This window comes from Ignavibacteriota bacterium (genome assembly GCA_016707525.1).
In the GTDB taxonomy this organism is placed as follows: Bacteria; Bacteroidota; Ignavibacteria; order UBA10030; family UBA6906; genus JAGDMK01.
Window position 1 is genome coordinate 408,237 of the sequence record JADJHP010000001.1, and the last position, 23,588, is coordinate 431,824.

General features: G+C 60.4%; 15 protein-coding genes. 13 read left to right on the forward strand and 2 right to left on the reverse strand.

What is annotated here, in order from left to right; translation table 11 throughout:
- Positions 1-32 precede the first annotated feature (32 nt).
- The 4 genes from porV to IPI01_01690 are packed head-to-tail and all read left to right on the forward strand — an operon-like array spanning position 33 to position 8,573.
- Complete coding sequence (gene porV / locus IPI01_01675; protein MBK7256538.1) at positions 33-1,157, forward strand: type IX secretion system outer membrane channel protein PorV; 1,125 nt, start codon at positions 33-35, stop codon at positions 1,155-1,157.
- A gap of 34 nt (positions 1,158-1,191) precedes the next feature.
- Positions 1,192-4,395, forward strand: a complete 3,204-nt coding sequence (locus tag IPI01_01680) for a T9SS type A sorting domain-containing protein (GenBank protein MBK7256539.1) — start codon at positions 1,192-1,194, stop codon at positions 4,393-4,395.
- A gap of 12 nt (positions 4,396-4,407) precedes the next feature.
- On the forward strand, positions 4,408-7,608 hold the full coding sequence (locus IPI01_01685; GenBank protein MBK7256540.1) for a PD40 domain-containing protein: 3,201 nt from the start codon (positions 4,408-4,410) through the stop codon (positions 7,606-7,608).
- 53 nt (positions 7,609-7,661) lie between these two features.
- Positions 7,662-8,573: a hypothetical protein gene (locus IPI01_01690; protein MBK7256541.1), complete on the forward strand. Its 912-nt coding sequence runs from the start codon at positions 7,662-7,664 to the stop codon at positions 8,571-8,573.
- 5 nt (positions 8,574-8,578) lie between these two features.
- Here the strand turns inward: IPI01_01690 and IPI01_01695 are convergent, their stop codons facing one another.
- Both IPI01_01695 and IPI01_01700 read right to left on the reverse strand, forming a co-directional pair.
- Positions 8,579-9,685: an LptF/LptG family permease gene (locus tag IPI01_01695; GenBank protein ID MBK7256542.1), complete on the reverse strand. Its 1,107-nt coding sequence runs from the start codon at positions 9,683-9,685 to the stop codon at positions 8,579-8,581.
- The gene (locus tag IPI01_01700; protein MBK7256543.1) at positions 9,682-11,103 is read right to left on the reverse strand and encodes an LptF/LptG family permease; all 1,422 of its coding nucleotides are present in this window, start codon (positions 11,101-11,103) and stop codon (positions 9,682-9,684) included. Before IPI01_01700 ends, IPI01_01695 begins: the two co-directional genes overlap by 4 nt.
- A gap of 172 nt (positions 11,104-11,275) precedes the next feature.
- Here IPI01_01700 and sprA (IPI01_01705) point away from each other — a divergent pair, with 172 nt between their 5' ends.
- Genes sprA (IPI01_01705) through IPI01_01745 form a run of 9 tightly spaced genes read left to right on the forward strand, consistent with a single transcriptional unit; the run spans position 11,276 to position 23,521 of the window.
- The gene (gene sprA / locus IPI01_01705; GenBank protein MBK7256544.1) at positions 11,276-12,817 is read left to right on the forward strand and encodes a cell surface protein SprA; all 1,542 of its coding nucleotides are present in this window, start codon (positions 11,276-11,278) and stop codon (positions 12,815-12,817) included.
- A complete protein-coding gene (sprA, locus tag IPI01_01710) occupies positions 12,814-14,211 on the forward strand; it encodes a cell surface protein SprA (GenBank protein MBK7256545.1) in 1,398 nt (465 codons plus the stop codon). The genes sprA (IPI01_01705) and sprA (IPI01_01710) overlap by 4 nt, the downstream gene beginning before the upstream one ends.
- Positions 14,180-18,337, forward strand: coding sequence for a cell surface protein SprA (gene sprA / locus IPI01_01715; GenBank protein ID MBK7256546.1), 4,158 nt, complete (start codon positions 14,180-14,182; stop codon positions 18,335-18,337). The genes sprA (IPI01_01710) and sprA (IPI01_01715) overlap by 32 nt, the downstream gene beginning before the upstream one ends.
- 32 nt (positions 18,338-18,369) lie before the next feature.
- Positions 18,370-19,938, forward strand: coding sequence for a bifunctional response regulator/alkaline phosphatase family protein (locus tag IPI01_01720; GenBank protein ID MBK7256547.1), 1,569 nt, complete (start codon positions 18,370-18,372; stop codon positions 19,936-19,938).
- Positions 19,935-20,372 (forward strand): tRNA (adenosine(37)-N6)-threonylcarbamoyltransferase complex ATPase subunit type 1 TsaE, encoded by a 438-nt coding sequence (gene tsaE, locus IPI01_01725; protein MBK7256548.1) that lies wholly within the window; start codon positions 19,935-19,937, stop codon positions 20,370-20,372. Before IPI01_01720 ends, tsaE begins: the two co-directional genes overlap by 4 nt.
- Complete coding sequence (tsaB, locus tag IPI01_01730; protein ID MBK7256549.1) at positions 20,369-21,055, forward strand: tRNA (adenosine(37)-N6)-threonylcarbamoyltransferase complex dimerization subunit type 1 TsaB; 687 nt, start codon at positions 20,369-20,371, stop codon at positions 21,053-21,055. Before tsaE ends, tsaB begins: the two co-directional genes overlap by 4 nt.
- Positions 21,056-21,070: 15 nt before the next feature.
- On the forward strand, positions 21,071-21,910 hold the full coding sequence (locus tag IPI01_01735) for an acetyl-CoA carboxylase carboxyltransferase subunit beta (protein MBK7256550.1): 840 nt from the start codon (positions 21,071-21,073) through the stop codon (positions 21,908-21,910).
- Complete coding sequence (locus IPI01_01740; protein ID MBK7256551.1) at positions 21,907-22,758, forward strand: pantoate--beta-alanine ligase; 852 nt, start codon at positions 21,907-21,909, stop codon at positions 22,756-22,758. Before IPI01_01735 ends, IPI01_01740 begins: the two co-directional genes overlap by 4 nt.
- A gap of 7 nt (positions 22,759-22,765) precedes the next feature.
- Positions 22,766-23,521: an NTP transferase domain-containing protein gene (locus IPI01_01745; protein MBK7256552.1), complete on the forward strand. Its 756-nt coding sequence runs from the start codon at positions 22,766-22,768 to the stop codon at positions 23,519-23,521.
- Positions 23,522-23,588 lie beyond the last annotated feature (67 nt).

Below are 23,588 nucleotides of genomic sequence, written 5' to 3' on the forward strand. Positions count from 1 at the left end.
TCTATCTTGATCGATCAGGAGGAGTTGTTCACATGAAAACGCAGAATCGGGTACCACAATTCATCGCGCTGCTCCTTGTGGCGTTCGCGCTGGCAGGCCTTGTGTCAGAGGCGCGCGCTCAGGGTGAGTCGGCTGTGCCCTTCCTGCTCATCGCCCCGAACTCGCGTGCCTCCGGTATGGGTGAATCCGGAACCGGGACGGTGGACGATGCGTCGGCGATCTATTGGAACCCTGCGGCCCTTGCATTCTTGAAGGGGCAGGAGGTCAGTATCACGCATGCCAACTGGCTGCCGCAGTTCAATCTGCCGGACCTCTTCTACGACCACCTGAATTACCGAATGGACGTCGACGCTATCGGCGGGACCGTTGGTGCCAGTGTGACCTACCTGAGCCTCGGTGAGTTCGCGGTCACCAATTCGTCGGGCCCGACGGTCATCGACAAGTTCAAATCGTTCGAGTATGCGGTGACGGTGGGATATGCAACGAAGGCTTCCGAGGATCTCGGCATCGGCGTGAACGTCCGCTACATTCATAGCGCCCTCTCGCCGATCGGGACCGAGTCGGAACAGGGGAACGGGATCTCGTCGACCGTCAGCGCCGACCTTGCGCTCATGTACCGTCCGGTGAAGCTGGAGGTTCCCTTGCTCGGCGACATCGGGAATGCGTTCAGTGTTGGCGTGAATCTGTCCAACCTTGGCCCGAAGGTGACCTATGTGGACGCCGATCAGGCGGATCCGCTCCCGACGAACCTGCGTATCGGCCTCGGGTATAAGCTGCTCAACGATGAATACAATAACCTGACCCTGGGCTTCGATTTCAGCCGCCTGCTGGTGCGCCGGCGCGATGACCAGACGTCCGATCCGTTCTACAAGGCGCTGTTCAGTGCGTGGGGCGATGGCTCGGGCATGAAGAAAGTGATCGTCAGCGGTGGTGCCGAGTACTGGTATGGCGCCCCCCGGCTCATCGCGCTGCGCCTTGGCTACTTCTACGAGCATCCGGATTATGGCGCACGCAAGTTCCTCACCTTCGGCGCCGGTATCCGGTACGATATCTACGGCTTCGACTTCAGCTACATTTCCGCGGCGGATGGTCATCCGCTCTCTGATACGATCAGGTTCTCGCTGCTGATCGCATGGGGTGGAGAAGAGTCGAAATAAGCGACCTGCAACCCGAATCCGGACAATAGCGTCTATGATGAACATGCTCTGGCGGGTCCTGGGCTTCGTGATGATACCGGCAGCGCTTGCCGCGCAGCCGGTATCGCACAGCCTGATGGCTTCACCCTCCGATCTTCCGCAGGCCAGGCGTGCCGTGCGCGCCGCGGCCGATACCGTGCATGTCCTTGCCGTCATGGTCCAGTTCCAGGAGGACAAGGACGACAGGACGACAGGCAACGGTCGATTTGATACCTCCCGTGTCACTGCCGCCGATATCCCGGTGGATGCGCCACCGCGTGATCGCGACTATTTCGATGCGCACCTCTCCTTCCTTGCGAATTATTACGCGAAGGCCTCAAAGGGGAAGGTGGTGGTCCGCTCGCAATTGATCCCTACGGTGATCACACTCCCTGCAACGATGGTGCGCTATAGCCCTCCCAAGAATACCGGGAACACGCCGGTGGCGGACCTCGCCCGCGATGCCTGGCGCGCGGCGGATTCCCTCGGACTCTTCGCCGCATTCTCCTCGTACGATGCCTTCGTCGTCTTCCATGCAGGCGTGGGACGCGATATCGACCTGGTCGCATCGCTCGGGTACGATCCGGCGCCCCTGGATATCCCGTCGCTCTATCTCGGCCCGTCAGCGTTCCAGGACGCGCACGGCGTGGCGGGCGTCCCGGTACGCAACGGCTCGTTCGTGATCCCGAACTCGATCGTCATTCCGGAAACGGAAAGCCGTTCTGTGCCCGGACTCGGCGGCGATGTCTTTCTCGAGTACAGCATCAACGGTCTCCTCTGTGCTTCGCTCGGCAATTTCTTCGGCCTTCCGGATCTCTTCGATACCAAGACCGGCCGCACCGCCATCGGCCGGTTCGGCCTGATGGATGGGCAGTCGATCTTCAGTTTCAACGGCGTCTTCCCGCCGGAGCCCTCCGCCTGGGAGAAATACTGGTTGGGCTGGATCGATCCGATCGTGGTAGCGCCGGGACAGCGGACACTGTCTCTGCCGGCAGTGGCGCTCGCAGACACGGTCTATCGTATCCCGATCGGCGCCCGGGAATATTATCTGGTCGAGAACCGCAACCGCGACCCCCTCCAGAACGGCCAGCGCATCACGATGGTGTACAACGGCGCGACCGTGGTGAAGACCTATCCGCGCGACACGACCGGGTTCAATGCGTTCGATATCGCCGGGCTTCAGGGCACGGTGACCGACGTGGAGGATCTGGACTGGAGCCTTCCCGGTGGCGTTGACACGAAGGGTGTGTTTTACGACGGCGGTGTTCTGGTGTGGCATATCGATGAGAGCGTGATCGCGGCGGGACTTGCCACGAACACCGTGAACGCGAACATGAACCGCCGGGGTATCGATCTCGAAGAGGCCGATGGCTCGCAGGACCTCGGACAGGAATATGGGTTTCTCTCTGCAGGAAGCGGTAGTGAGATCGGAACGGCACTGGACTTCTGGTATGTCGGGAACGCGTCGCCGGTGAATAAGAATATCTTCAATGCCACGTCCACGCCCGGGACCGCGAGCAACGACGGCGCGATGAGTTACGTAGCGCTCAAAGACTTTAGCGCTCGCGGACCCCACATGACCGTTGGGCTGACGCTCGGCGATGGGATGAAGGGCCCCCTGGCGGGATTTCCCCGGTCGACGTCGCTCACCGGCGAGACCGGTGTTGCGATGGCGCTTCCTCCTGGTGCGCTCACGCTCTCCACGCTGAACGGCAGACCGGCAGTGTTCGTCGCGACGTCGAATGCTACGACATGGACCACACTGCCTTCGCGACCGTCGCAGAAGCAGCCTCCGCGGATCTTCGGGTGGACCGTCGATGGCCGCCCGGTACTTGCGGGAGGCTCAGCGGACGGACTCATCGCCGTGGGTGATGATTCGTCGGGGTTTTCCTCGGGTGTTGCGGTCAGCGATATCAATGGCGATGGTGTCACGGACTTCGTCGTGGCGGATGATGGGGCCTTCCGCGTCCGCGCATGGAGTCTGCGTGATCAGAACGCCGATGGGCGTGCGGATTCTCTGTTCCGGTATCGGTTCGGAGGAAGTACGCTCGTCCCTCCGCCGGTGATCGGATCGGTCATGATCGCGACGGGCGGACTCACCAGTTATGTTCATTGGGTATCCCGGAACGCTCCCGCGCTTCGCTCGGATTTCGTTTTTCCGGGTTCGTCGGAGGATGTGGCCGGGATCGCCGTGTATCCCGCGCAGGATGCCTTCGTCGTGGCGGGTGTGCAGGGCTCGATCGCGATCACTGCGCGGACGGCAACGGGCGGCGTGGTGACCGATCTTGGCTATCGTGCGATCGGGCATCCGATCGTCGGAGCTCCATCGGTCGCCGGGACCGGAGCATCTGTACGCATCGCGGTGGCGACCCGGGACGGCCTTGTGTATCTGCTCGATGGCGCTCTCGCGCCGGTTCCCGGCTTCCCGGTCAGCGTAGGTCAGCCGTTGTCGCTTGCTCCGGTGCTCGCGGATGTGAACGGGGATGGCAGCCGTGACGTGGTGGTCTTTGCGGGGAACAGGATCCTCGTCTGGAATGCCTCCGGGTCCATGCTCGACAATTTCCCTGTGACGCTCGACGTCGCCGACACACTGAACGCGGCACCGGTGGTCGCCGATGCGAATGGGGATCAGCGGGTGGATATTCTCGGGGGAACGGACCTCGGTCTGATCGTTGCATACGATCGGACGGGGAAGACCGTCGATGGATTTCCGCTCCTGGCAGGCCGCGGCAAGCAATCGATCGGTGTCACGACCGTCGCCGATTCGCTTCTGGTCTTTGCCGCATCCTCCGCCGACGGATCCGTGTCCGGCTGGCTGACGGGGAAGTCGACGTCGCCGGTTGCTGGAACGATGATGCCGTGGCCCCAGGCATGGCACGACGCCGCACATACCGGATACGATGCCACGCCGGCCGTGGTCGCACCGCAGACGTCGGAATTCTTCCCGCCATCCCGCGCATACAACTGGCCGAACCCCGCGTATGACGGCAAGACCATGATACGCTATTTCGTCAAGGAAGCGGCGACGGTCACAGTGAAGATCTATGACATGGCCGGGGATCTCGTTGCAACGTTGCAGGGCCCGGGGATCGCGGGCATGGACAACGAGGTCGCGTGGGATCTCTCCGATGTTCAGAGCGGTATCTATTTTGCTCACATTGACGCCGCAGGAACCGCCGCAAGCGGGTCGGCGGTCGTGAAAATCGCAGTCGTGAAATAACGGGGACGTCCTGTGTCCGTGTACCATCGTGGTGTCGTGCTCCTCGCAGCATTCCTTCTCCTTGCCTGTCCCCTGCGCGCGCAGGAGGACTTCCCGCATCCTGAACTCTCATGGCGGACCATCGACACGAAGCATTTCTTCGTGCACTATCATGAGGGTGCGGAGCGGACCGCCAGGGTGATCGCCAAGATCGCCGAGGACATCTACGGCCCGGTGACCTCGTTCTACGAGCACGAGCCCGATTCGAAGGTGAGCTTCATCGTCAAGGATTATGACGACATCTCCAATGGTGCGGCGTACTTCTACGACAATCGGATCGAGATCTACGCTCCGAGCATGGATTTTGAATTGCGCGGGACCCACAACTGGTTGCGGAACGTCATCACCCATGAGTTCACGCACATCATCCAGATCCAGACCTCGATGAAGTTCGGCCGGAAGGTCCCGGCCGTGTATCTCCAGTGGCTCGGATATGAGTCCGAGCGCCGCGTGGACGTGCTCTACGGCTATCCGAACATCGTTGCCTCCTATCCCATTTCCGGTTTTGTCGTTCCGGCGTGGTTCGCCGAGGGCGTGGCGCAGCACAACCGGCGCGAGTTGCAGTACGATTACTGGGATACGCATCGCGACATGATCCTGCGGTCCTACGCCCTGGACGGGAATATGCTCACCTGGGAGCAGATGGGTGTCTTCGGCAAGACCAGCCTCGGGAACGAGTCATCATACAATGCCGGGTTCGCATTCATCCGCTATTTCGGCGAACGTTTCGGTGAGGCGAAATTGCGGGAGGTGTCGCGCAATCTGTCCAGGTTCGATGCTGCAACCATCGATGGTGCGATCGAGAGAGCGGTGGGGATCCGTGGCGCGGACCTGTACGACGAGTGGAAGGCCGAACTGACGCGCAGCTATCGCGAACGCGTGGCTCCTGTCCGTGCTCTGCTCCGTGAGGGGGCGGCGCTCGTGACCGATTCTCTGTATGAGGTCATCGATCCGGGTGAGGGGATCCGGCTCGAGAGCATGATGCGGAACCCGCTCATGCCCGGCGCCGGGCGGCGCGACGCCACGGTGGGCTTTGCGAACCTCTATCCGGTATATTCACCCGACGGATCGAAGCTTGCGTTCACGAGCGCGAAGAACGGGGACTATTTCGGCCTCTCGTCGCTGTTCGTCTACGATTTCACGACGCACAAAGAAACCCTGGTGCAACCCGGCGTCCGCACCGCCCCCGCCTGGTCGCCCGATGGCACGAAACTGTACTATGGCAGGTCCGGGAGGGACAACCCCCACTGGTCGCTGCAGTTCGACATCTACGAGTATGATCTCAAGAGCGAAGAAGAACGGCGGGTTACCTTTGGACGACGTGCGATCAGTCCGACGGTTTCGCCGGATGGAGAGAAGATCGCATTCGTCGTCTCCCGCGACGGCACCGCGAACCTTGCGGTGACCAACCGCGATGGCAGCGGCTACCGGGAGATCACACTGTACGCGAACGGGGAACAGGTCTACAATCCCTGCTGGAGCCCGGATGGATCGCGGATCGTGTTCGATCACTCGATCAAGGATGGCCGGGATATCGCATGGATACGTCCGGATGGGAGCGATCTGGCATTCCTCGTCACCGGCGATGATGACCAGCGCGCAGCACGCTTTGCACCGGATGGCAAGACCTTCTGGTTCAGTGCCGACCGTGGCGGCATCTTCAATATCTACCGGTACGACATTGCGAGCCAGCGGATCGATCAGATGACGAATGTGCTGGGCGGTGCTTTTTACCCGACGGTCAGCGCCGGCGGTGACCTCGTGTATGCGGCATATACGTCGGGAGGGTACAAGATCTATCGGTACACGGCACCTCCTCCCGTGCCGGCAGGGGAACATCGCTACGAACCCGGGCCGCTGGACGGCCGATTCCCTGCACCGGTCGTCGCTTCGAATGCCCAGGGGCGGTTCGATTGGTCCGCCCTCAGAGACTATGATGACACGAAGGGGCTGACCGATTCCTCCCGGGCCTACCGCAGCGTGTTCACAAACCTGTCCGTGGTCCCGGTCATTCGCGTGGACAACTACAATCCGAAGAGCAAAGGCATCGATGTCATCAAGGTTGGCGCCTACGTCTTTTCGACGGACGTTCTGGACCGGACCAGTTTCTTTGCCGGTGCGACGCTGAACGCACGGCTGGAGCGCGATCTCTTCCTGCAGTTCACGTATCGCGGCAGGCTGCCCTTGCTGTACGAGCTCGGACTCGAGCCCGTGGCATCGCTCGAGCTCTACAACATCACGCGGAAGACGAACAATGTGATCAGTCTCCCCGCGTCGACGATCCCCGTGGATGTCGGTTACAATTTGTTGGAGGTCGACCTCGCGCTCGCGCAGCCGGTGTTCTCCCAGTTCGCGAATGCGGAGTTGAGGTTCATGCATAGCCGCTACACCTCCATCATTGAATCGTTCATCAACCCGGAGACCACTCCGCCGTCGCTCGTGTCCAGCTCCAGCGACCTGTATCTCATCGCGAACGACCTGTCGTTGACGTTCCGTGTGGATGCGCTCCTGCCGTCGCGCACTCAGGAGATCAACCCGGTCGGACGAAAGATCAAGTTCCGGTTGGGCAGAGAGTGGAACAAGTTCAACGGGGACGGGGAGTACGAAGTGACGTCTACCGGCCTGCACCCGTTGTATAAGAATGTGAACATCACCCGCGCGGAACTGCAGTGGCGCGAATACCTACCGTTCCTTTTCAAGAACCATACCTTGTCCATGAACCTCCGGGGCGGGAGCATCATCGGTCCGCCGGTGGACGAGTTCTTTGATTTCTATGCGGGTGGGCTCATCGGCATGAAGGGCTATCCGTTCTACGCCATCGGCGGGAACGAGCTGGCAACGATGGGCGTGACATGGCGTTTCCCGCTCGTGCATAATATCGATGTGCGGCTCGCGCACCTGTACTTCGACAAGCTGTACGCTGCAGTGTTTGCGGATGCAGGCTATGCATGGACGGATTTCCGTCCCCGGCTCAAGGACTTCAAGAAGGATGTCGGGGTCGAGCTGCGACTGGAGTCCTTCTCGTATTATGCCTACCCGACGCGCATCTTCCTGAGCGCGGCGTACGGGCTCGATAAGTTCGAGCGCTATATCAGGAGCAGAGACCAGTACGTAACGTACGGGCAGGAGTGGAGGATCTATTTCGGGATCCTCTTTGGATTCGAACTGGATTGATGGCGGGTGGTTCGGATCGTGACATGTTCACCTCACATGGAACAGGCGATGTGATGAAACGAGTGGCTGGTCGTTCGGTTCTGCTTCTCATGCTCGGGTGTGTGCTTGCCGGCCTCGTGGCCCCGGCGCATGCCGGAGAGAAGGCGGAAGCGGTGCCCGTGCTCACGGGGAATGTGCGGATCGATCTGTTCGGGCTGGACGCGTTGTCCGCCGGGCCGCGGTTGCTTACGGTCGCGGATGACATGGCCCTTCCGACTCCCCGCAAATCGGGATGGCTCGCTGCGGGCCTCTCCCTGCTTGTCCCCGGGGCGGGAGAGTTCTACGCCGAAAGTTACTGGAAGGCAGCGATCTTCCTGGCGATCGATGTTGCCGCCATCACCATCGCGTTGAACAATGACAAGAAGGGGAACGACCAGACGTCGTTCTACCGGAACTACGCGGACGGCCATTGGAGCGCGGTCAAGTATGCGGAGTACGCGCAGACGCTGGCGCCAACGGGGAGGACGTATGCATGGAGGGTTCCGGGGACGGAGGGGATGAGCCCCTGGGACAGGCCGTGGACGCAGGTGAACTGGTCCGAGTTGAACCGGATGGAGCGCGACATCGCGGGATATTATTCCCACACGCTGCCGCCCTATGGTGAGCAACAGTACTTTGAGTTGATCGGCAAGTATCCCCAGTTCAATCAGGGATGGAATGATGCGCCGGCGGCCTTCGCGTATGGCGATCCGCTCACACCCAACTTCCTCTGGTATGCGAATGAGCGGGGGAAGGCGAACACCTACTACGAGACCGCTACACGCTGGGTGACCATTGCGGCGATCAATCATATCCTCAGTGCGGTGGATGCGGCGTGGTCTGCGAGCCTTTACAATAAGGCACAGGCGTCGATGAGTACGCGCATCGTGCCGACGCCGGAGGGGTACACAACGATGAGCATGCTCAAGTTGAGTTACGGATTGTAGTTGGTTCAAGGTCCACAGCGAAGCCCGGATGCGGAAATGGTCATCCATCTCAGCACCGCACCCCCCAGGAACAGCAGATTCGCTGCCCATGCCGTGAGCAGGGGATGGATGTCGCCATTGTAGCCGAACACCTGGCTCACCTTCATGAAGATAAGGTAGACGAAGCAGATCAGCAAACTGATGCCGAGTTGCACCCCGACGCCGCCGCGCCGGCGGATGGAAGAGAAGGGCACGCCGAACAGCACCACGATCACGGTTGCAAAGGGGAATGAGATCTTGCTGTAGTAATCCACCTGCCACCGGGCGACATCCTGGCCGGCGCGCTGCTGGCTGTCGATGAATGATGCAAGGTCGCCGAAACTCATCTCGTCCGGCTTTTGCTGCTTCTTGCGGAGGTCGTCAGGGTTGAAATGCAATGCGCCTGCCGGCTGGACCGCGAACTCATCCATCCGTTCGCGTCCGCGGGCGAACCAGCGCCGTGTGCCGTTGTTCAGCATCCACTGCGCGCCGCTGGTATCCCACACCATGGTGAGGGCGTCCACGCGTTCGACCATCACGGTCGGGTCCGCGACGCTGAAATCCTGGATGCTGACGCGCGAGGCGATGTTGCGCGTGTCATCGAAGTACCCGAGCGAGAGGATGCGGGTCGGGCTGTCCTGGACATAGATGTTCGCGCCGGAGGCATTCACCACATCCTTGTGGAGGTAGACCCGCTCGATCGTGAATTTCTTCTTGTTCGCGCTCGGGACGATCCAGCCATTGAAGTAGACGGACAGTGCGCTGATCACGAGGGCGACGCCGATGTAGGGAACGAGAAGGCGATAGAGGCTGACGCCGCCGGACTTGAATGCGGTCCATTCGCCCTGGGCCGAGAGCCGTGCCGTGACGAACAGGCTGGCGAGCAGCATGGCCACGGGAATGATGAGCTTGATGATCTCGGGGACGAAGTACACATAATAGAGGACGATGATGTCCCATCCCGCCTGTTTGTCGATGAAATCGTCCATCTTCTCCATCGCATCGATCACGATGAAGACCACGAGCACGGCCACGAGGGAGAAGAGGGCGGTGACGAGGAACTGCCGGATGATATAGCGGTCGATCAGTTTCATCCGGCGCGCGCCGTTGATGGAGGGGCCGGAGGAAGCTGTTGCCGCCAGCGGCGGGGGATGAACCGTTCGAAGACGCTCCAGTTGATGAGGATCGTCTCACGTCCGATCTTGAACGTCAGGTACATCCCCATGAGCCCGATGATGATGTTCGCGCCCCACATTCCCCAGAACGGAGAAAGGATGTTGCGGTCGGCGAGCTTCTCACCGCCGATGAGGAACGCCCAGTACAGGACGAAGAAGCCGAGACTGAGCGTGGCCGCGATACCGAATCCGCCCCGGCGCGCCATGATGCCCAGCGGGGCGCCGACCAGCACGAAGATGATGCATGCGGTGGGGATCGCGTACTTCTTGTGGATCTCCACCCAATACTGATCGATCTGCCGCTCGAGCGCCTCGATCCGGAATGCGGCCGTGGCGATCGTCGAGCTGAGTGTCCGTGCCCGGATCAGTGCCGTGGTCGGTACCGGCCCGTGAGGGATGATCGGGTTGTTCAAGCCTGCATGCCATGCCCCCGCAAGCGCCCCTTCCATCTCATCCGTCATCAGTTTCTGAACCTCGGCACGCTGTTGCGCCAGCTCTCCGGACAGACTGTCGACGACCAGCATCATTGCCGGCGCGCTGAGTTCCCGGTCGCCGCGGGTGAAGGTGGCTGCCTGCGACCGTTCAAAGTCGAACCCTTCCACATCCATGGCGATGCGGTGTTTTTCGAACCGCACCTTCCGGTAGCCCGAGCGTTCCTGCATGTCCAGTTCGTGGATCTCTCCCCGGTTGAGCAACATGATGATCTTGCGGAAATCGGGGGAGAATGAGATCGCACCGCGCTCGGCGGTGATCACGATGTTCTTTGTCGGGTTCGTGTAGTCGTAGAGCGTCACGCCTTCGAGGTCGTTCGAATTCTCGGAGGTCTTCCGGACCAGCATACTGTAGCCGGGGAGATCCTGGGAGAAGACCCCATTCATCAGTGCGATGGTGGGCTTCTTCCGTCGGATGTCCGTGGTCAGCGCCTTCAGCCGGTGGTTGGTCTCGGGGAGGACGCTGTTGTTGAACCAGACCATGATGAGCGCGACGATGGTACCCACGACGAACACGGGTGCCATCATGCGGTAGATGCTCACGCCGCCTGCCTTCATGGCGGTGATCTCGTTGCGGGAGGAGAGGTCGCCGAATGCCATCAGGATCGCCACGAGGACAGACATGGGTACAGCGAGGACCAGCATCCAGGAGAGGTTGAGGATCACCAGTTCGATGATCACCACACCGGACAGCCCTTTCCCGACCAGTTGATCGATGAATTTCATGACGAACTGGAGGAGGAAGATGAACATGAGCGTGACCAGCGAAAAGATGAAGGGGCCTGCATGGGCACGCACGATATACCGGTAGAGCAAGGGCATTGTTAAATATAACTTTCCAGCCATGTTTTTCCAAGTTTCCTTGCTATTTTCCCTCCAAATCTCTATGTTACTCCCACTACACAGCATGAGGAGTCCAATATCGATCTCTGTTGGTAATGGTTATGCGCGGGTTTGAGGCAGATGGTACTGACAGCACCGTGCGAGAATCGAATTGAACTCCTTACTCCGATATCCTATGCCACGTCTTCTCCGCCTTCCGTTGCGGCAGGTGGCCATCGTTGCGAGCATCCTGAGCGCCGTCCTTCTCGGTGCGTTCCCGCTCACTGGCTCCATCAACCCGTTCGAACCTGCAGCTCCGTCCGAACCGTCCGCACAGATACGCCCGCAAGACACCAGGACCGGACAGCAGGGACAGAACCGTCTTCCGGGATGGCTTGCGGGTCAGGATACAAGCTACCGCGACAAGTTCGGCTTCCGCGTGGATTCCCTCGGGCGCCGCGTCGATTCACTGGGCCGCTGGGTGGATTCTCTCGGACGCAGGGTCGATTCCATCGGGCACCGGGTCGACTCTCTCGGGTTCCGGATCGATTCCCTGGGGTACCGCGTCGACTCCCTCGGTCGCCGTGTCGACAATAGTTCGCTGATCAAAGACACCACGTACGTTGTGTATCTGGATTCCACTGCGCGGCTCCGCCAGTTCAATCCGGTCCGCCATGACCCCGTCGCCGTTCAGACCTTCCCCGAGCGCACCTATCCGCTCTTTGGCACACCGAAAGGCGGGCAGTTCCGCAGAGAGGTGGTGCTGGATTCCTCCGGCACGCGGGTGAATTTCCGGGAGACACAATCCGGTGATCCCGTACGCATCCCTGTCGGGATGCCGCTGAAGGAGTACATCACGCATCGGCGGAAGGTGGAAATGCGGAAAATGTTCGCCGATGAAGCGCGGAAGCCCAAGGCGCTGACGGCGCGCAATGACCTCGGCGAACTGCTCAGCACGATCACCCAGATCAGCATCCCGATCCCGCCGAATCCGATCTTCAGCATCTTCGGCAAACCCCAGATCAATCTGAATATCAGCGGAGCCGTGGACATCAAGGCCGGATTCCGCAATACGCAGACGGACCAGACGACGATCTCGCGGCTGGACCAGAGCCGGAACGAGCCGGACTTCAGTCAGGACGTACAGGTGAATGTGAACGGCACCATCGGCGACAAGCTGGTGATCGCCGCCGACTGGAACACCCAGCGCACGTTCGAGTACGAGAACCAGTTGAAGATCAAATACACCGGGTACGACGATGAGATCGTGCGGAGCGTCGAGGCCGGTAACGTGTCGCTGCAAACGCCCTCGGCGTTCATCGGAAGCTCGCAGGCCCTGTTCGGCGTCAAAGCGCAGTTCCAGATGGGGCCGTTGACCCTGACGGCGCTCGCCTCGCAGAAGAAAGGTCAGATCAAAGAGGTCGCCGTCTCCGGTGGTTCCAAGGAACAGACCTTCGAGATGAAGGCGTTCGAGTTCGCCACGAACCACTTCTTCGTCGATACGACATACCGGAGTCTCTACGAGCAGTACTACCTCAATGAGCCGCCGCTGGTGGACGGCGACAACCAGATCGTGGAAGAAGAGGTCTGGATCCAGCGGCAGGGCGGCATCCCTGATCCCAATGAGCGGCTTGGCGTGGCATTTATCGATCTCCCGACCCGGCCGGGTACGTCGGGTATGACGAATCGTACCGGAATGCCACCGATGTGCCAGGGCAGATCGAAACAGGCCCCATGATCCGGCTGGACCGGTCGCAGTATGAACTGGATGGCGACGGCTACCTTGGCGTGCTGTCCTTGAATGCTGCCGTGGGCGACCAGCAGATCGTGGCCATCGCCTACCGCCGGGCGACCAATGGAGTGCAGTTCGGCGAACTGACGCGCGATGTTGGCAACGACAGCATCGCGATCGCGAAACGCCTCGTGCTTGTTCTTGTGAAGCCGAAGAACCTTCTGTCGAGCGGCAGGTCGTATGCCCATGCCTGGGAGAAACTGCTCAAGAACATCTATCCCATCCAGGGTATCGGGCGCAATGTGAAGAAGACCGGCTTCTCGCTGGACATCTTCCGGCGCGTGCCGGGGGGCGAAGACCAGAACAGCATTCTGAACGAGCCATTGCTCCGCGTCTTCGGCCTTGACAAGTTCAACAGCGATGATACCCCGGCACAGACCGGTGACGGCCAGTTCGATTATCGTCCGGGCCGCACGATCAATCAGGCCCGTGCCGAGATCATCTTCCCGAGCCTCAAGCCCTTTTACTGGGGCGTGAACGACTATTTGGGTATCCAGGGGACGATCCTGAAGGATTCGTCCGAGTACTTCTATCCTGAGGTGTATGACACCACGCGTACCTTTGCCGAACAGGCGTTGCGCAACAGGTACGTCATCCGCGGCAAGGCGACCGGTGAAGCGACCTCGCGCTATGCCCTCGGATTCAACGTCGTTGAAGGCAGCGTGCAGGTGATCCTGGATGGCCGCACCTTGCTGGCGAACGTCGATTATACCGTTGACTATATCATCGGTGAAGTGGTGATCAAGAACGACCGGGCATTGGTGCCCGGGGCGAACCTGCAGATCAAATACGAGCAGAACGATCTGTTCCAGCTCGCTTCCAAGACGCTGCTCGGTGCGCGGGGCGACATCGCGATCGCGCCGAACGTGAACTTCGGTTTCACCGTGATGAACCTCAATCAGCAGACCTTGAGCGACAAGGTGCGCCTGGGCGAAGAACCGAACAACAACACCATCTTCGGGGTGGACGGGAGCGCGACGTTCGATCTGCCGTTCCTGACCCGTGCTCTGGATGCGTTGCCGCTCCTGCAGACGCGCGAACCCTCGATGATCAAAATCTCGGGCGAAGCGGCCTATATGCTTCCCGATCCGAATACGAAAAAGAGCCCGATCCCGACCGACAACAGCGAAGGCATCGCGTACATCGACGACTTCGAAGCGGCGCGCCGTTCCATCCCCGTCGGTATCTCCTATGCGGCGTGGACGATGGGGAGTCCGCTGGGCGACAATTTTCATTTCCCGGGCTTTGCCGATTCGGTGAAAATGTACTCGCGCGCGAGGATGGAGTGGTTCAACCGCCTGCCGACCGATGTCAAGCTCACGAGATATCTACCCGCGTAAGGAACCCGGGAACGCGGCGAACGATCAGGCGACGGTGCTGGATTTCCGGTATTATCCGGACCGACGGGGTATGTTCAATTACAGTCCTGACCTTGGCACCACGCTGCGCCCGAACAGGAACTGGGCGAGCGTGATGAAGCCGCTGTCGGTCTCCGCGATCAACCTGTCGAAGGAGAACATCAACTTCATCGAACTCTGGATGCAGGTGAACCGGGCCCCCGTCGGAGCAAAGATGCTGATCGATATCGGCGCCATCAGCGAAGACGCGATCCCGAACCGCATCCTGAATTCCGAAGACCTCGTCGTCAGTTCCTATCCGAACGGTGTGCTCCAGGATGGAGAGGACGTCGGTATCGATATGCTTTCCGATGGTCAGGAGAAGCTGCGCTATCAGGCCATGATCGCGGCCTACCCGGAGATGGCCGGGGACCCCAGCGGCGACAACTATGCGTACAACAATTCCACGGTAAGTACCGCGCAGGAGGATTTTTCGCGCATCAACGGCACTGACGGCAACAAGGACGGCCCGAGCGGGCGCATCCCGGACACCGAAGACCTCAACGCCAACGGCGTCGTGGACCTCGCGAACTCGTACTACGAGTATGAGGTCCCCCTTGATACCGTGCCGTCACGCAATCCCCTGATCGTTGGCGGTGGGAACAAGGGATGGTACCAGTTCAGGATCCCCATCCGCGACTACGTCCTCACGGTCGGCACACCGTCGCAGGAAAACATCGAGTTCATTCGTGTTGCCTTCGCAAACGAGTCCGACACGATCGCGGTACGCATCGCGGACTTCAACCTCGTCGGCAACCAGTGGCAGAAGGCCCTTGCGGATCAGAACGACACCACGTTCGAAGTGACGGTCGTGAATATCGAGGACAATCCCGAGTACCAGAGCCCGCCGTTCGTTATCCGCGAACGCGACCGGACACGTCCCGATGAAGAAGTGTACGCCAACGAGCAGTCGCTCGCGCTCGTCGTGAAGGACCTCCCGGTGGGGCAGTCGCGACAGGCGGTGAAGTTCTATACGTATCGCGCATTGGACCTCTTCAATTACAAGAAGATGAAGATGTTCCTGCACGGCGATAAGAACTTTGTCTACATCGATGAGAACCGGTATGATGCCGAGTTCTACTTCCGGTTCGGTCTCGACAGTTTGAACTACTACGAATACCGCGCGCCGATCCACGCGGGGTGGGACGGGCAGAATGAGGTGATCATCAATTTTGAAGACCTCACTGCCGTGAAGCAGGCACGGGATTCCGTGAGGACCATATCCCCCCCGATCCCCGTGAAGGGCGGCCCTCCGGGTGCGGTCTATCGTGTGCTCGGCAGTCCGTCGTTGACGCAGGTCGTCTATCTTGCCGCAGGCATCGAGAACCCGCAAGGGAAGGGATCAGGACGTCCGTTGTCGGGGGAGATCTGGCTGGATGAATTGCGGTTGACATCGGTGGATGACACGCCGGGATGGGCCTACAGGTTCGACACCCAGGTGAAACTCGCCGACCTCGGATCGGTGGCCTTCAATTATTCGCGGGTCGACCCGAACTTCCACACGCTGGAGCAGCGCTTCGGTTCGCGTCAGCTCTCGACGAACTGGGGTATGAGCGCAGCGATCCAGGCCGAGAAATTCCTGGATGAGAACTGGGCCGGTACCTCGCTGCCCCTGTCGTATTCGCATACCGAGAGTATGGCCGAACCGCGCTATCTGCCGAATTCGGACGTGCTCGTGACCGAGGCGGCGACGCAGACGCGGGAGAAGGTCATCCGTGCGGGGGGGACGGAACAGGCCGGGCAGGAAGCGGCGGATGCGATCGTCCGCGAATCGGAGACGCGCCGCGTGACCGACACCTATGCCGCGCCGAACTTCCGGATCAATCTTCCGTCGGATGCCTGGTACATCCGCGACACGTTCAACAGGCTCAACTTCGGATTCACGTATACGAAATCCACGGAGCGGAGCCCCTCGGTGGTGTCCCGCACATCCTGGTCCTGGAACGCGCGCATCCAGTACGCGATCACCTTCCCGGCAGATGCGTTCATCCAGCCCTTCCGCGACCTCTTTGAGGGCATCTGGTTGCTGGACGACTACAAGGATTTCAAGATCTTCTATGCTCCGTCCAATTTCACCTGGTCGATCAGCGCCACCCGTGCGCGCGACAATTCCCTGCAGCGTGCGGCCGGGGCGCAGGAGATCATCTCGCGCAATTTCTCGGCCTCGCGGCAGTTCGGATTCGGCTACAAGCTGACCGAAGGCGGGCTCACGAACCTGTCGGGCGATTACAGCGTCAGCGTGGAATCCAGCCTTCTGGATTTCGAGCTCGATCAGCGGAAGCAGCAGCGGCCGTTCTCGTCGATCCTGAGCGATATCTTCTTCGGCGACAAGTTCATCAACTTCGGGCAGGATACGCGCTACGGGCAGCGGATGTCGTTCAATTCCAAACCCAACATCCCGAACCTGTTCAACATCAAGAAATTCCTGGATGTGTCGTTTTCCTATGGCGTGGATTACTCATGGCAGAACACCCTGACGCGCGGTGATATCGGGAAATCGGCCGGATGGAATTCGAACATCAACATGACGTTCAACTTCCGGATGAAGCAGTTGTTCGATCCGCTCTTCGAGGATAAGCCGGGTGCGCCTGGAGCGCCCCAGCCTCCCACAGGCGGACGCGGCAGGCGTGGCAGCGTGGAAGGGGCAGCGTTGCGCGAACAGGAAGGCGATACGACGCGCGTCGCAGATTCGACGAGCTCAGGGGGCGGCCTCGCAAAGTTGGTCGGCCAGTTGACGAACCTCGCGAAGCTGTTCATCAAGGTGCCGCTCCTGGATTACGACAACATCAACGTCACCTTCACCCAGACGAACAACACGCAGAACAGCGGCGTGGTGGGCCGTGCAGGATTCCTGAACTTCTGGGGGCGTATCCCGTTCGCGCAGGATGCCGATCCGAAGAACGGACCGTCGCGCCTCTATCAGCTTGGCCTGATCTCCGACCCGGCAGGTTCGCTCACGAACTTCGGCACCCGGCCAAAATTCCCCTGGTTCGGATGGGATGTGGAGCAGGGCCTCAGGGCACCCGGGGGCGTGCTCGTGAACAATTTCCGCCAGAACAACCGGCTGGCATTGAAGACCTCACGCGGACTCTGGGAAGGCGCGCGTCTGGACCTGAACTGGACCGTCGGATGGGCGTACAACAGGTCGCAGAACATCACCACCGACTCGGTCTATGGTATTCCGACAGTGTTCAATACGACCACGTCAGGGAGTGTGGATCGTTCCTTCCTGACGTTCCCGGACGTCCTCTTCCTCGGGTCCTTCAAGACGAGCCTCAAGGAGGTCAGCAAGCGGTATGGTGAACTGAAGAACGACAAAGACAACACCAAGAGCGACGAAGAGAAGCTGAATCAGGCGTTCGAAGAAGGATTTGAGGCGCTGCCGTTCATGCGGAAGGTCTTCGGCGATTTTGCTCCGCGTGTGAACTGGGCGTTGCGGTGGGATGGCCTCGAAAAACTGCCGTTGTTCCAGAAGTTCGTCACCCGCCTGTCGCTGGACCATTCGTACAACTCGAACTTTACGCGCCAGTATCAGAACCGGCCGGGTGGTGGCGGCGAGCGGACCGACGGGCAGCGCGTGATGTATGGGTTTTCGCCGCTCATCGGCGCGAACTTCACGTTCAAGGAGCTGTGGAAGGGCTCATTCGGCGCGAATTTGCGCTATAACTCGACGACCTCGTACGACCTGACCACATCATCGCGCAACATCGTGGAAGCCCTTTCGCAGGAGATCTCGGTGACGGCCTCTTATGCCCGGCGCGGGTTCGAGATCCCGTTCTTTGGCCTGGCATTGAACAATGACGTGGATATGAGCTTCTCGTATTCGGTCACCAAGAACTCCCGCGTGACCTACGATGTTTCAAAGTTGGATGTGAATGTGACGGGAACCCCGTTGGAGGGGACCACCCGAACGGTGATCGAGCCCCGTATCAAATACGTGCTCAGTCTCCGGGTGAATGCATCCGTGTACTACCGGTACACCAAGATCGCACCGGACGACTCCGGTTCACGTATCCCCGGCAGCACGACCAACGAGGCCGGTCTGGATATCCATATCTCCATCCAGTAGGTGGGGCAGGACAGAGAAAGGGCAGTGTGCTGATGGAAGAGTCCAAGGGACGGGTGCTGTGGGTCGATGATGAGATCGATCTGCTGCGTTCCCACGTTGCGTTCCTCCGCGAACGCGGGTACCACGTCGAGACCGTGACGAACGGTGAGGATGCGGTTGCCCTCGTCCGGGAGAACCTGTACGACCTTGTCTTCCTCGATGAGATGATGCCGGGCATGGGTGGCCTGAAGACGCTTGCCGGGATCAAGGACCTGCAGCCGGCGGTGCCGGTGGTCATGATCACCAAGAACGAAGAAGAGTCGCTGATGGAAGAGGCCATCGGCGGGAAGATCAGCGACTACCTCACGAAGCCCGTGAATCCGAGCCAGGTCCTGATGGCGTGCAAGAAATTCCTGGAGGGACGGAAGATCACCGGTGCGGCACTCTCGAAGGACTATATCAAAGAGTTCAACGAGATCGCTCTCGCGCTGAATACCGGGCCGGATTATAAGGAGTGGATCGATATCTACACCCGGCTCGTAGGCTGGGGGCTGGAGTTCGACAAGCACCCGGAACTCGGATTGAAGCAAACGCTCAGCGATCAGATGCGTGAGTGCAATCTCGCCTTCGGGAAGTACGTCGAGCGCAACTACCGTGATTGGGTGGAACAGACCGGTGGACGCCCCCCGCTGTCGCCCGAGATCGTGGATCGCTACGTGTTGCCGGAGTTGCAGACCGGGCGTTCCGTGGTGTTCTTCGTGATCGATTGCATGCGGCTCGACCAGTGGCTGGTGTTCGAAGAGCTGTTGCAGGAGTACTTCACGATCGCGCGGGAGTATTACTACAGCATCCTGCCGACCGCGACGCCGTATTCCCGCAATGCCATCTTCAGCGGTTCGTATCCGTGCGACGTCGAACTGCGGCATCCTGACCTCTGGGACAAGAATGAGGATGATGAGAGCAGCCGGAACAGGTATGAACGCCAGTTCCTGGAGAAACTTCTCGAACGGCGCAAGGTGATCCTGAAACCCGAGCCGAAGTACATCAAGATCCTCGACCCGGAGTTCGGGAGGAGCATCGAGAGCACCATCAGCTCCTACACCCAGTCGCGCCTCACGTCGATCGTCGTGAACTTCGTCGATATGCTCGCGCACGGCCGATCGGATTCCTCGTTGCTCAAGGAGATCGCGCCGGATGAATCCGCGTACCGCTCGCTCACGAGGAGCTGGTTCGTGCATTCGTCGCTGTTCGGCATGCTCAAGACGCTCTCACGACACAAGAACGTGACCGTCATTCTGACCACCGACCATGGCAGTATCCGCAGCTTGCGCGGGTCGAAGGTGCTCGGCGACCGGGAGGCATCGACGAACCTCCGGTACAAGTATGGCCGGAACCTCAAGTGTGACGAAAAGGCGGCGATCTTCGTGAAGAACCCGCATGATTTCAAGTTGCCGAATCGCGGTGTGGCGGCGAACTATATCATCGCGAAAGAAGATTTCTATTTCGTGTATCCGACGGACTATCATAAATATTTGAATCAATACCGCGACAGCTTCCAGCATGGCGGCGTGTCGATGGAAGAGATGATCCTGCCCGTTATCCGCATGGAGCCGCGCGGGTGACCCTCGCGATCACACGTTCCGTGGATGAGACCACCGCCGCCGGGCGGGCCTTTGCGGACACGCTGCGTCCCGGGGATGTTGTGGCGATGATCGGAGAGCTGGGGGCGGGGAAGACGCATTTTGTCACCGGTGTGTGCGCCGGGCTGGCGGCAGAGGGGCATATCGCCAGTCCAACGTTCACCCTGATCCATGAATACCGTGCTCCGGGATGCACCGTGATCCATGCCGATATGTACCGGATCGGAAGCGTCCGGGAGGCGTTCGATCTCGGGCTTGCGGAGTATTTCCAGCCACCGTACATCACCCTGATCGAATGGGCCGACCGTATCCTTGACCTGCTCCCCGAGGAACACTATCTTGTAGAATTGCGCCACCGGATCGATCCGGGCGAACGGGAAATAGCGGTCCGGCGTTCCAGAGAGGGGCGCCCATGATCCTGCTGGCCATTGAAACGGCGACGACCGTGTGCGGCGTGGCTCTCTTGCGCGATGGCGCCGTCATTGCAGACCAATGGATCGATGAGCGGTCCGCGCACGCCGAGAAGCTCTTCGGGCTGACCGACAGCGTTCTCCGCGGTGCAGGCGTGGACCCCCGCGACCTCGACGCTCTGGCGGTTTCGATCGGGCCGGGGTCATTCACGGGCCTCCGGATCGGGCTGAGCGCGGCGAAGGGATTCCACCTCGCACTCGGGAAGCCGGTGATCGCGGTGCCGACGCTCCGGGCGCTGGCGCACCGATGCGTCCCCGCACTTGCAGAGGAGGGTGGCCACATCCTCGCAGTCCTCGATGCGCGGCGCGACGAAGCGTATTGCCAGACATTCAGCGTTGCCAACGGCACGATGACCGCTACCGGCGATGCGGATGCACGGACGGTCGCCGAGATCGTCCGTGCGCTGCCGACGGGGACGATCCTTGTGACCGGCGATGCACGGCAGAAGATCGCGGCGGGGCTCACCGGAGGCCGGAGCGTTGTGCTTGCCGATGATGCGACGGCGCGGTGTTCCGCTGGTGCGGTCGCACAGGTGGGAGCTGCCATGTTGGTCCGGGGCGAGGTCGCCGACGCCGGCACCCTGGAACCGATGTATGTGAAAGAGGTCTTCCTGCGTTCTTCTCATTAACTCGAGGCACCACCCATGTCCTGGTTCCGACGCTCCAAGGAAAACATCGCTGCCGAAACCCAGAAGAAAGAGATCCCTGACGGCCTCTGGACGAAGTGCGATGCATGCGGGGAGATCATCCATAAGAAGGAACTGCAGAAGAACTTCTTTACCTGCAGCAAATGTAACGCCCACTTCCGTGTGGGCAGCGAGGAATACATCAACGTGCTCCTGGATGAGGATTCGTTCAAGGAGAGCGACAAGAAGATGCGTTCCGGCGACCCGTTGAAGTTCGTCGATACGAAGAAGTACCGCGACCGTACGAATGACGCGATCAAGAAGACGCGGCTGTATGATGCGCTCCGGTGGGGGACGGGGACGATCAAGGATATGCCGGTCGTGCTGGCGGTGATGGACTTCTCGTTCATCGGAGGCAGTATGGGATCCGTGGTCGGCGAGAAGATCGCCCGTGCCGTGGACAGAGCCTGGAAGACGAAGACCCCGCTCATCATCGTCTCGTCAAGCGGCGGCGCGCGCATGATGGAAGGAGCCCTGTCGCTGATGCAGATGGCGAAGACCAGCGCCAAACTTACGCGCCTTGCCGATGTGAAGAAGCCGTATATTTCGATCCTGACGGACCCGACCACCGGTGGTGTGACCGCCTCTTTTGCGATGCTCGGGGATGTGATCATCGGCGAACCGAATGCCCTCATCGGGTTTGCCGGACCCCGCGTGATCAAGCAGACCATCGGCAAGGACTTGCCGCCCGGATTCCAGCGGTCGGAATTCCTGCTCGAGCACGGATTCCTGGACCTGGTCGTGCATCGCCGTGAGATGCGCGATACGGTCCATTCGATCCTCGTGCACCTCGCATGATCCTCGTCACCGATCCCCGGGAGATGCAGCGCCTCTCGGATGATGCCCGCCGGCAGGGAAAGGAAGTGGCGTTCGTCCCCACGATGGGTGCTCTCCATGATGGGCATTGCACGCTCATCCGCCGCGCCCGCGAGCACGGCGATGTGGTCGTGACCTCGGTGTTCGTGAATCCCACGCAGTTCGGGCAGGGGGAGGATTTTACGCGGTATCCGCGCGACCTGGATCGTGATGGACGGCTGGCGGCGGAGGCAGGTACCGATATCCTCTTTGCGCCATCCGCCGAAGCGATGTATCCACACGGATACGCCACCGCCGTGGATGTCGAACGTGTGACCGCAGTGCTCGAAGGGCGCGCCCGGCCCGGGCATTTCCGGGGGGTCGCCACCGTGGTCGCAAAGCTTGCCAATATCGTCCGGCCTCATGTGATGCTCCTGGGACAGAAAGACGCCCAGCAGGTCGTCGTCATTCGCAGGATGCTGGAGGATTTGAACACCGGCGTGAAGACCGTCATTGTCCCGACCGTCCGCGAGGCGGACGGGCTCGCCATGAGTTCGCGGAATGCCTACCTGTCACCTGAACAACGGGCGCAGGCCCCGGTCCTGTCGAAGGCCCTCCACGCGGTCGCGAGCCGCGTGGCCTCGGGCGAGAGGAACGGCGATGTGCTGCGGGGGCTCATGACATCCACGATCGCCGCGGCACCGCTTGCGACCATCGACTATGTCTCCGTGGCGGATGCCGGCACGCTGGAAGAGCTCCCCACGCTGGCTGGCGGCCAGTCCGTGCTCGTTTCCATGGCGGTCCGGTTCGGCGCCACACGTCTCATCGATAACATCTCTCTCACTGTATAGGAACATCATGGCACGTCCACTGGCAGTTGTGATCATGGCAGCCGGGAAGGGGACCCGCATGAACAACCCCGGTATGGCCAAAGTGATGTACACCATCGCCGACAAGCCGATGGTTGAACACGTTGTGGACCTCGCGTATGCACTTCACGCGGAGCGCGTCGTCGCGATCGTCGGCTGGCAGAAGGACTCGGTGATCGACCATCTGGGGGGGACCGGGAAGAGGGTGGATTGCGTGGAACAGAGCCCCCAGCTCGGGACCGGGCATGCGGTGATGCAGGCCGAGAAGCCGCTGCAGGGGTTCACCGGCGATGTGCTCGTTCTCTCGGGTGATGTTCCGCTGCTCACGATGAAGACCGTGCAGCGGCTTCTGGACCACCACCGGTCCTCGCCCGCGGCCGCGACCGTGCTGACGGCAGTGTTGGCGGATGCCACCGGGTACGGGCGCATCCTCCGCGCGAACGGCACCGGCGATGTGACGGGCATCGTGGAGCACAAGGACGCGACCGAGGAACAGCGTGCGATCCGCGAGATCAATTCCGGCATCTACGTGTTCGATAGCGCCCATCTGTTCGAGGGGCTCAAACATATCACCCCGAACAACGTACAAAAGGAGTATTACCTGACGGATGTGTTCCAGTATCTCTGGAGCAAGAAGCTGCCGGTACGGGCGATCGCGGCCGACGATCCCATCGAGATCCAGGGGATCAACACGGTGCAGCAGTTGGAGGATGCACGCGGGGTCTATGCGCAGCGGCATGGTTGACAAACCCCGCTGTTTTGCGTATTTTATTGTATAGGATCGGTCGGATAGGGAAAGGGCAGGGTGATGA

Coding starts and splice junctions, on each gene's coding strand:
- porV (MBK7256538.1), top strand. CDS start 33: ATGAAAACGCAGAATCGGGTACCACAATTCATCGCGCTGCTCCTTGTG.
- IPI01_01680 (MBK7256539.1), top strand. CDS start 1,192: ATGATGAACATGCTCTGGCGGGTCCTGGGCTTCGTGATGATACCGGCA.
- IPI01_01690 (MBK7256541.1), top strand. CDS start 7,662: ATGAAACGAGTGGCTGGTCGTTCGGTTCTGCTTCTCATGCTCGGGTGT.
- IPI01_01695 (MBK7256542.1), bottom strand. CDS start 9,685: ATGAAACTGATCGACCGCTATATCATCCGGCAGTTCCTCGTCACCGCC.
- IPI01_01700 (MBK7256543.1), bottom strand. CDS start 11,103: ATGGCTGGAAAGTTATATTTAACAATGCCCTTGCTCTACCGGTATATC.
- sprA (MBK7256544.1), top strand. CDS start 11,276: ATGCCACGTCTTCTCCGCCTTCCGTTGCGGCAGGTGGCCATCGTTGCG.
- sprA (MBK7256545.1), top strand. CDS start 12,814: ATGATCCGGCTGGACCGGTCGCAGTATGAACTGGATGGCGACGGCTAC.
- sprA (MBK7256546.1), top strand. CDS start 14,180: ATGTCAAGCTCACGAGATATCTACCCGCGTAAGGAACCCGGGAACGCG.
- IPI01_01720 (MBK7256547.1), top strand. CDS start 18,370: ATGGAAGAGTCCAAGGGACGGGTGCTGTGGGTCGATGATGAGATCGAT.
- tsaB (MBK7256549.1), top strand. CDS start 20,369: ATGATCCTGCTGGCCATTGAAACGGCGACGACCGTGTGCGGCGTGGCT.
- IPI01_01735 (MBK7256550.1), top strand. CDS start 21,071: ATGTCCTGGTTCCGACGCTCCAAGGAAAACATCGCTGCCGAAACCCAG.
- IPI01_01740 (MBK7256551.1), top strand. CDS start 21,907: ATGATCCTCGTCACCGATCCCCGGGAGATGCAGCGCCTCTCGGATGAT.
- IPI01_01745 (MBK7256552.1), top strand. CDS start 22,766: ATGGCACGTCCACTGGCAGTTGTGATCATGGCAGCCGGGAAGGGGACC.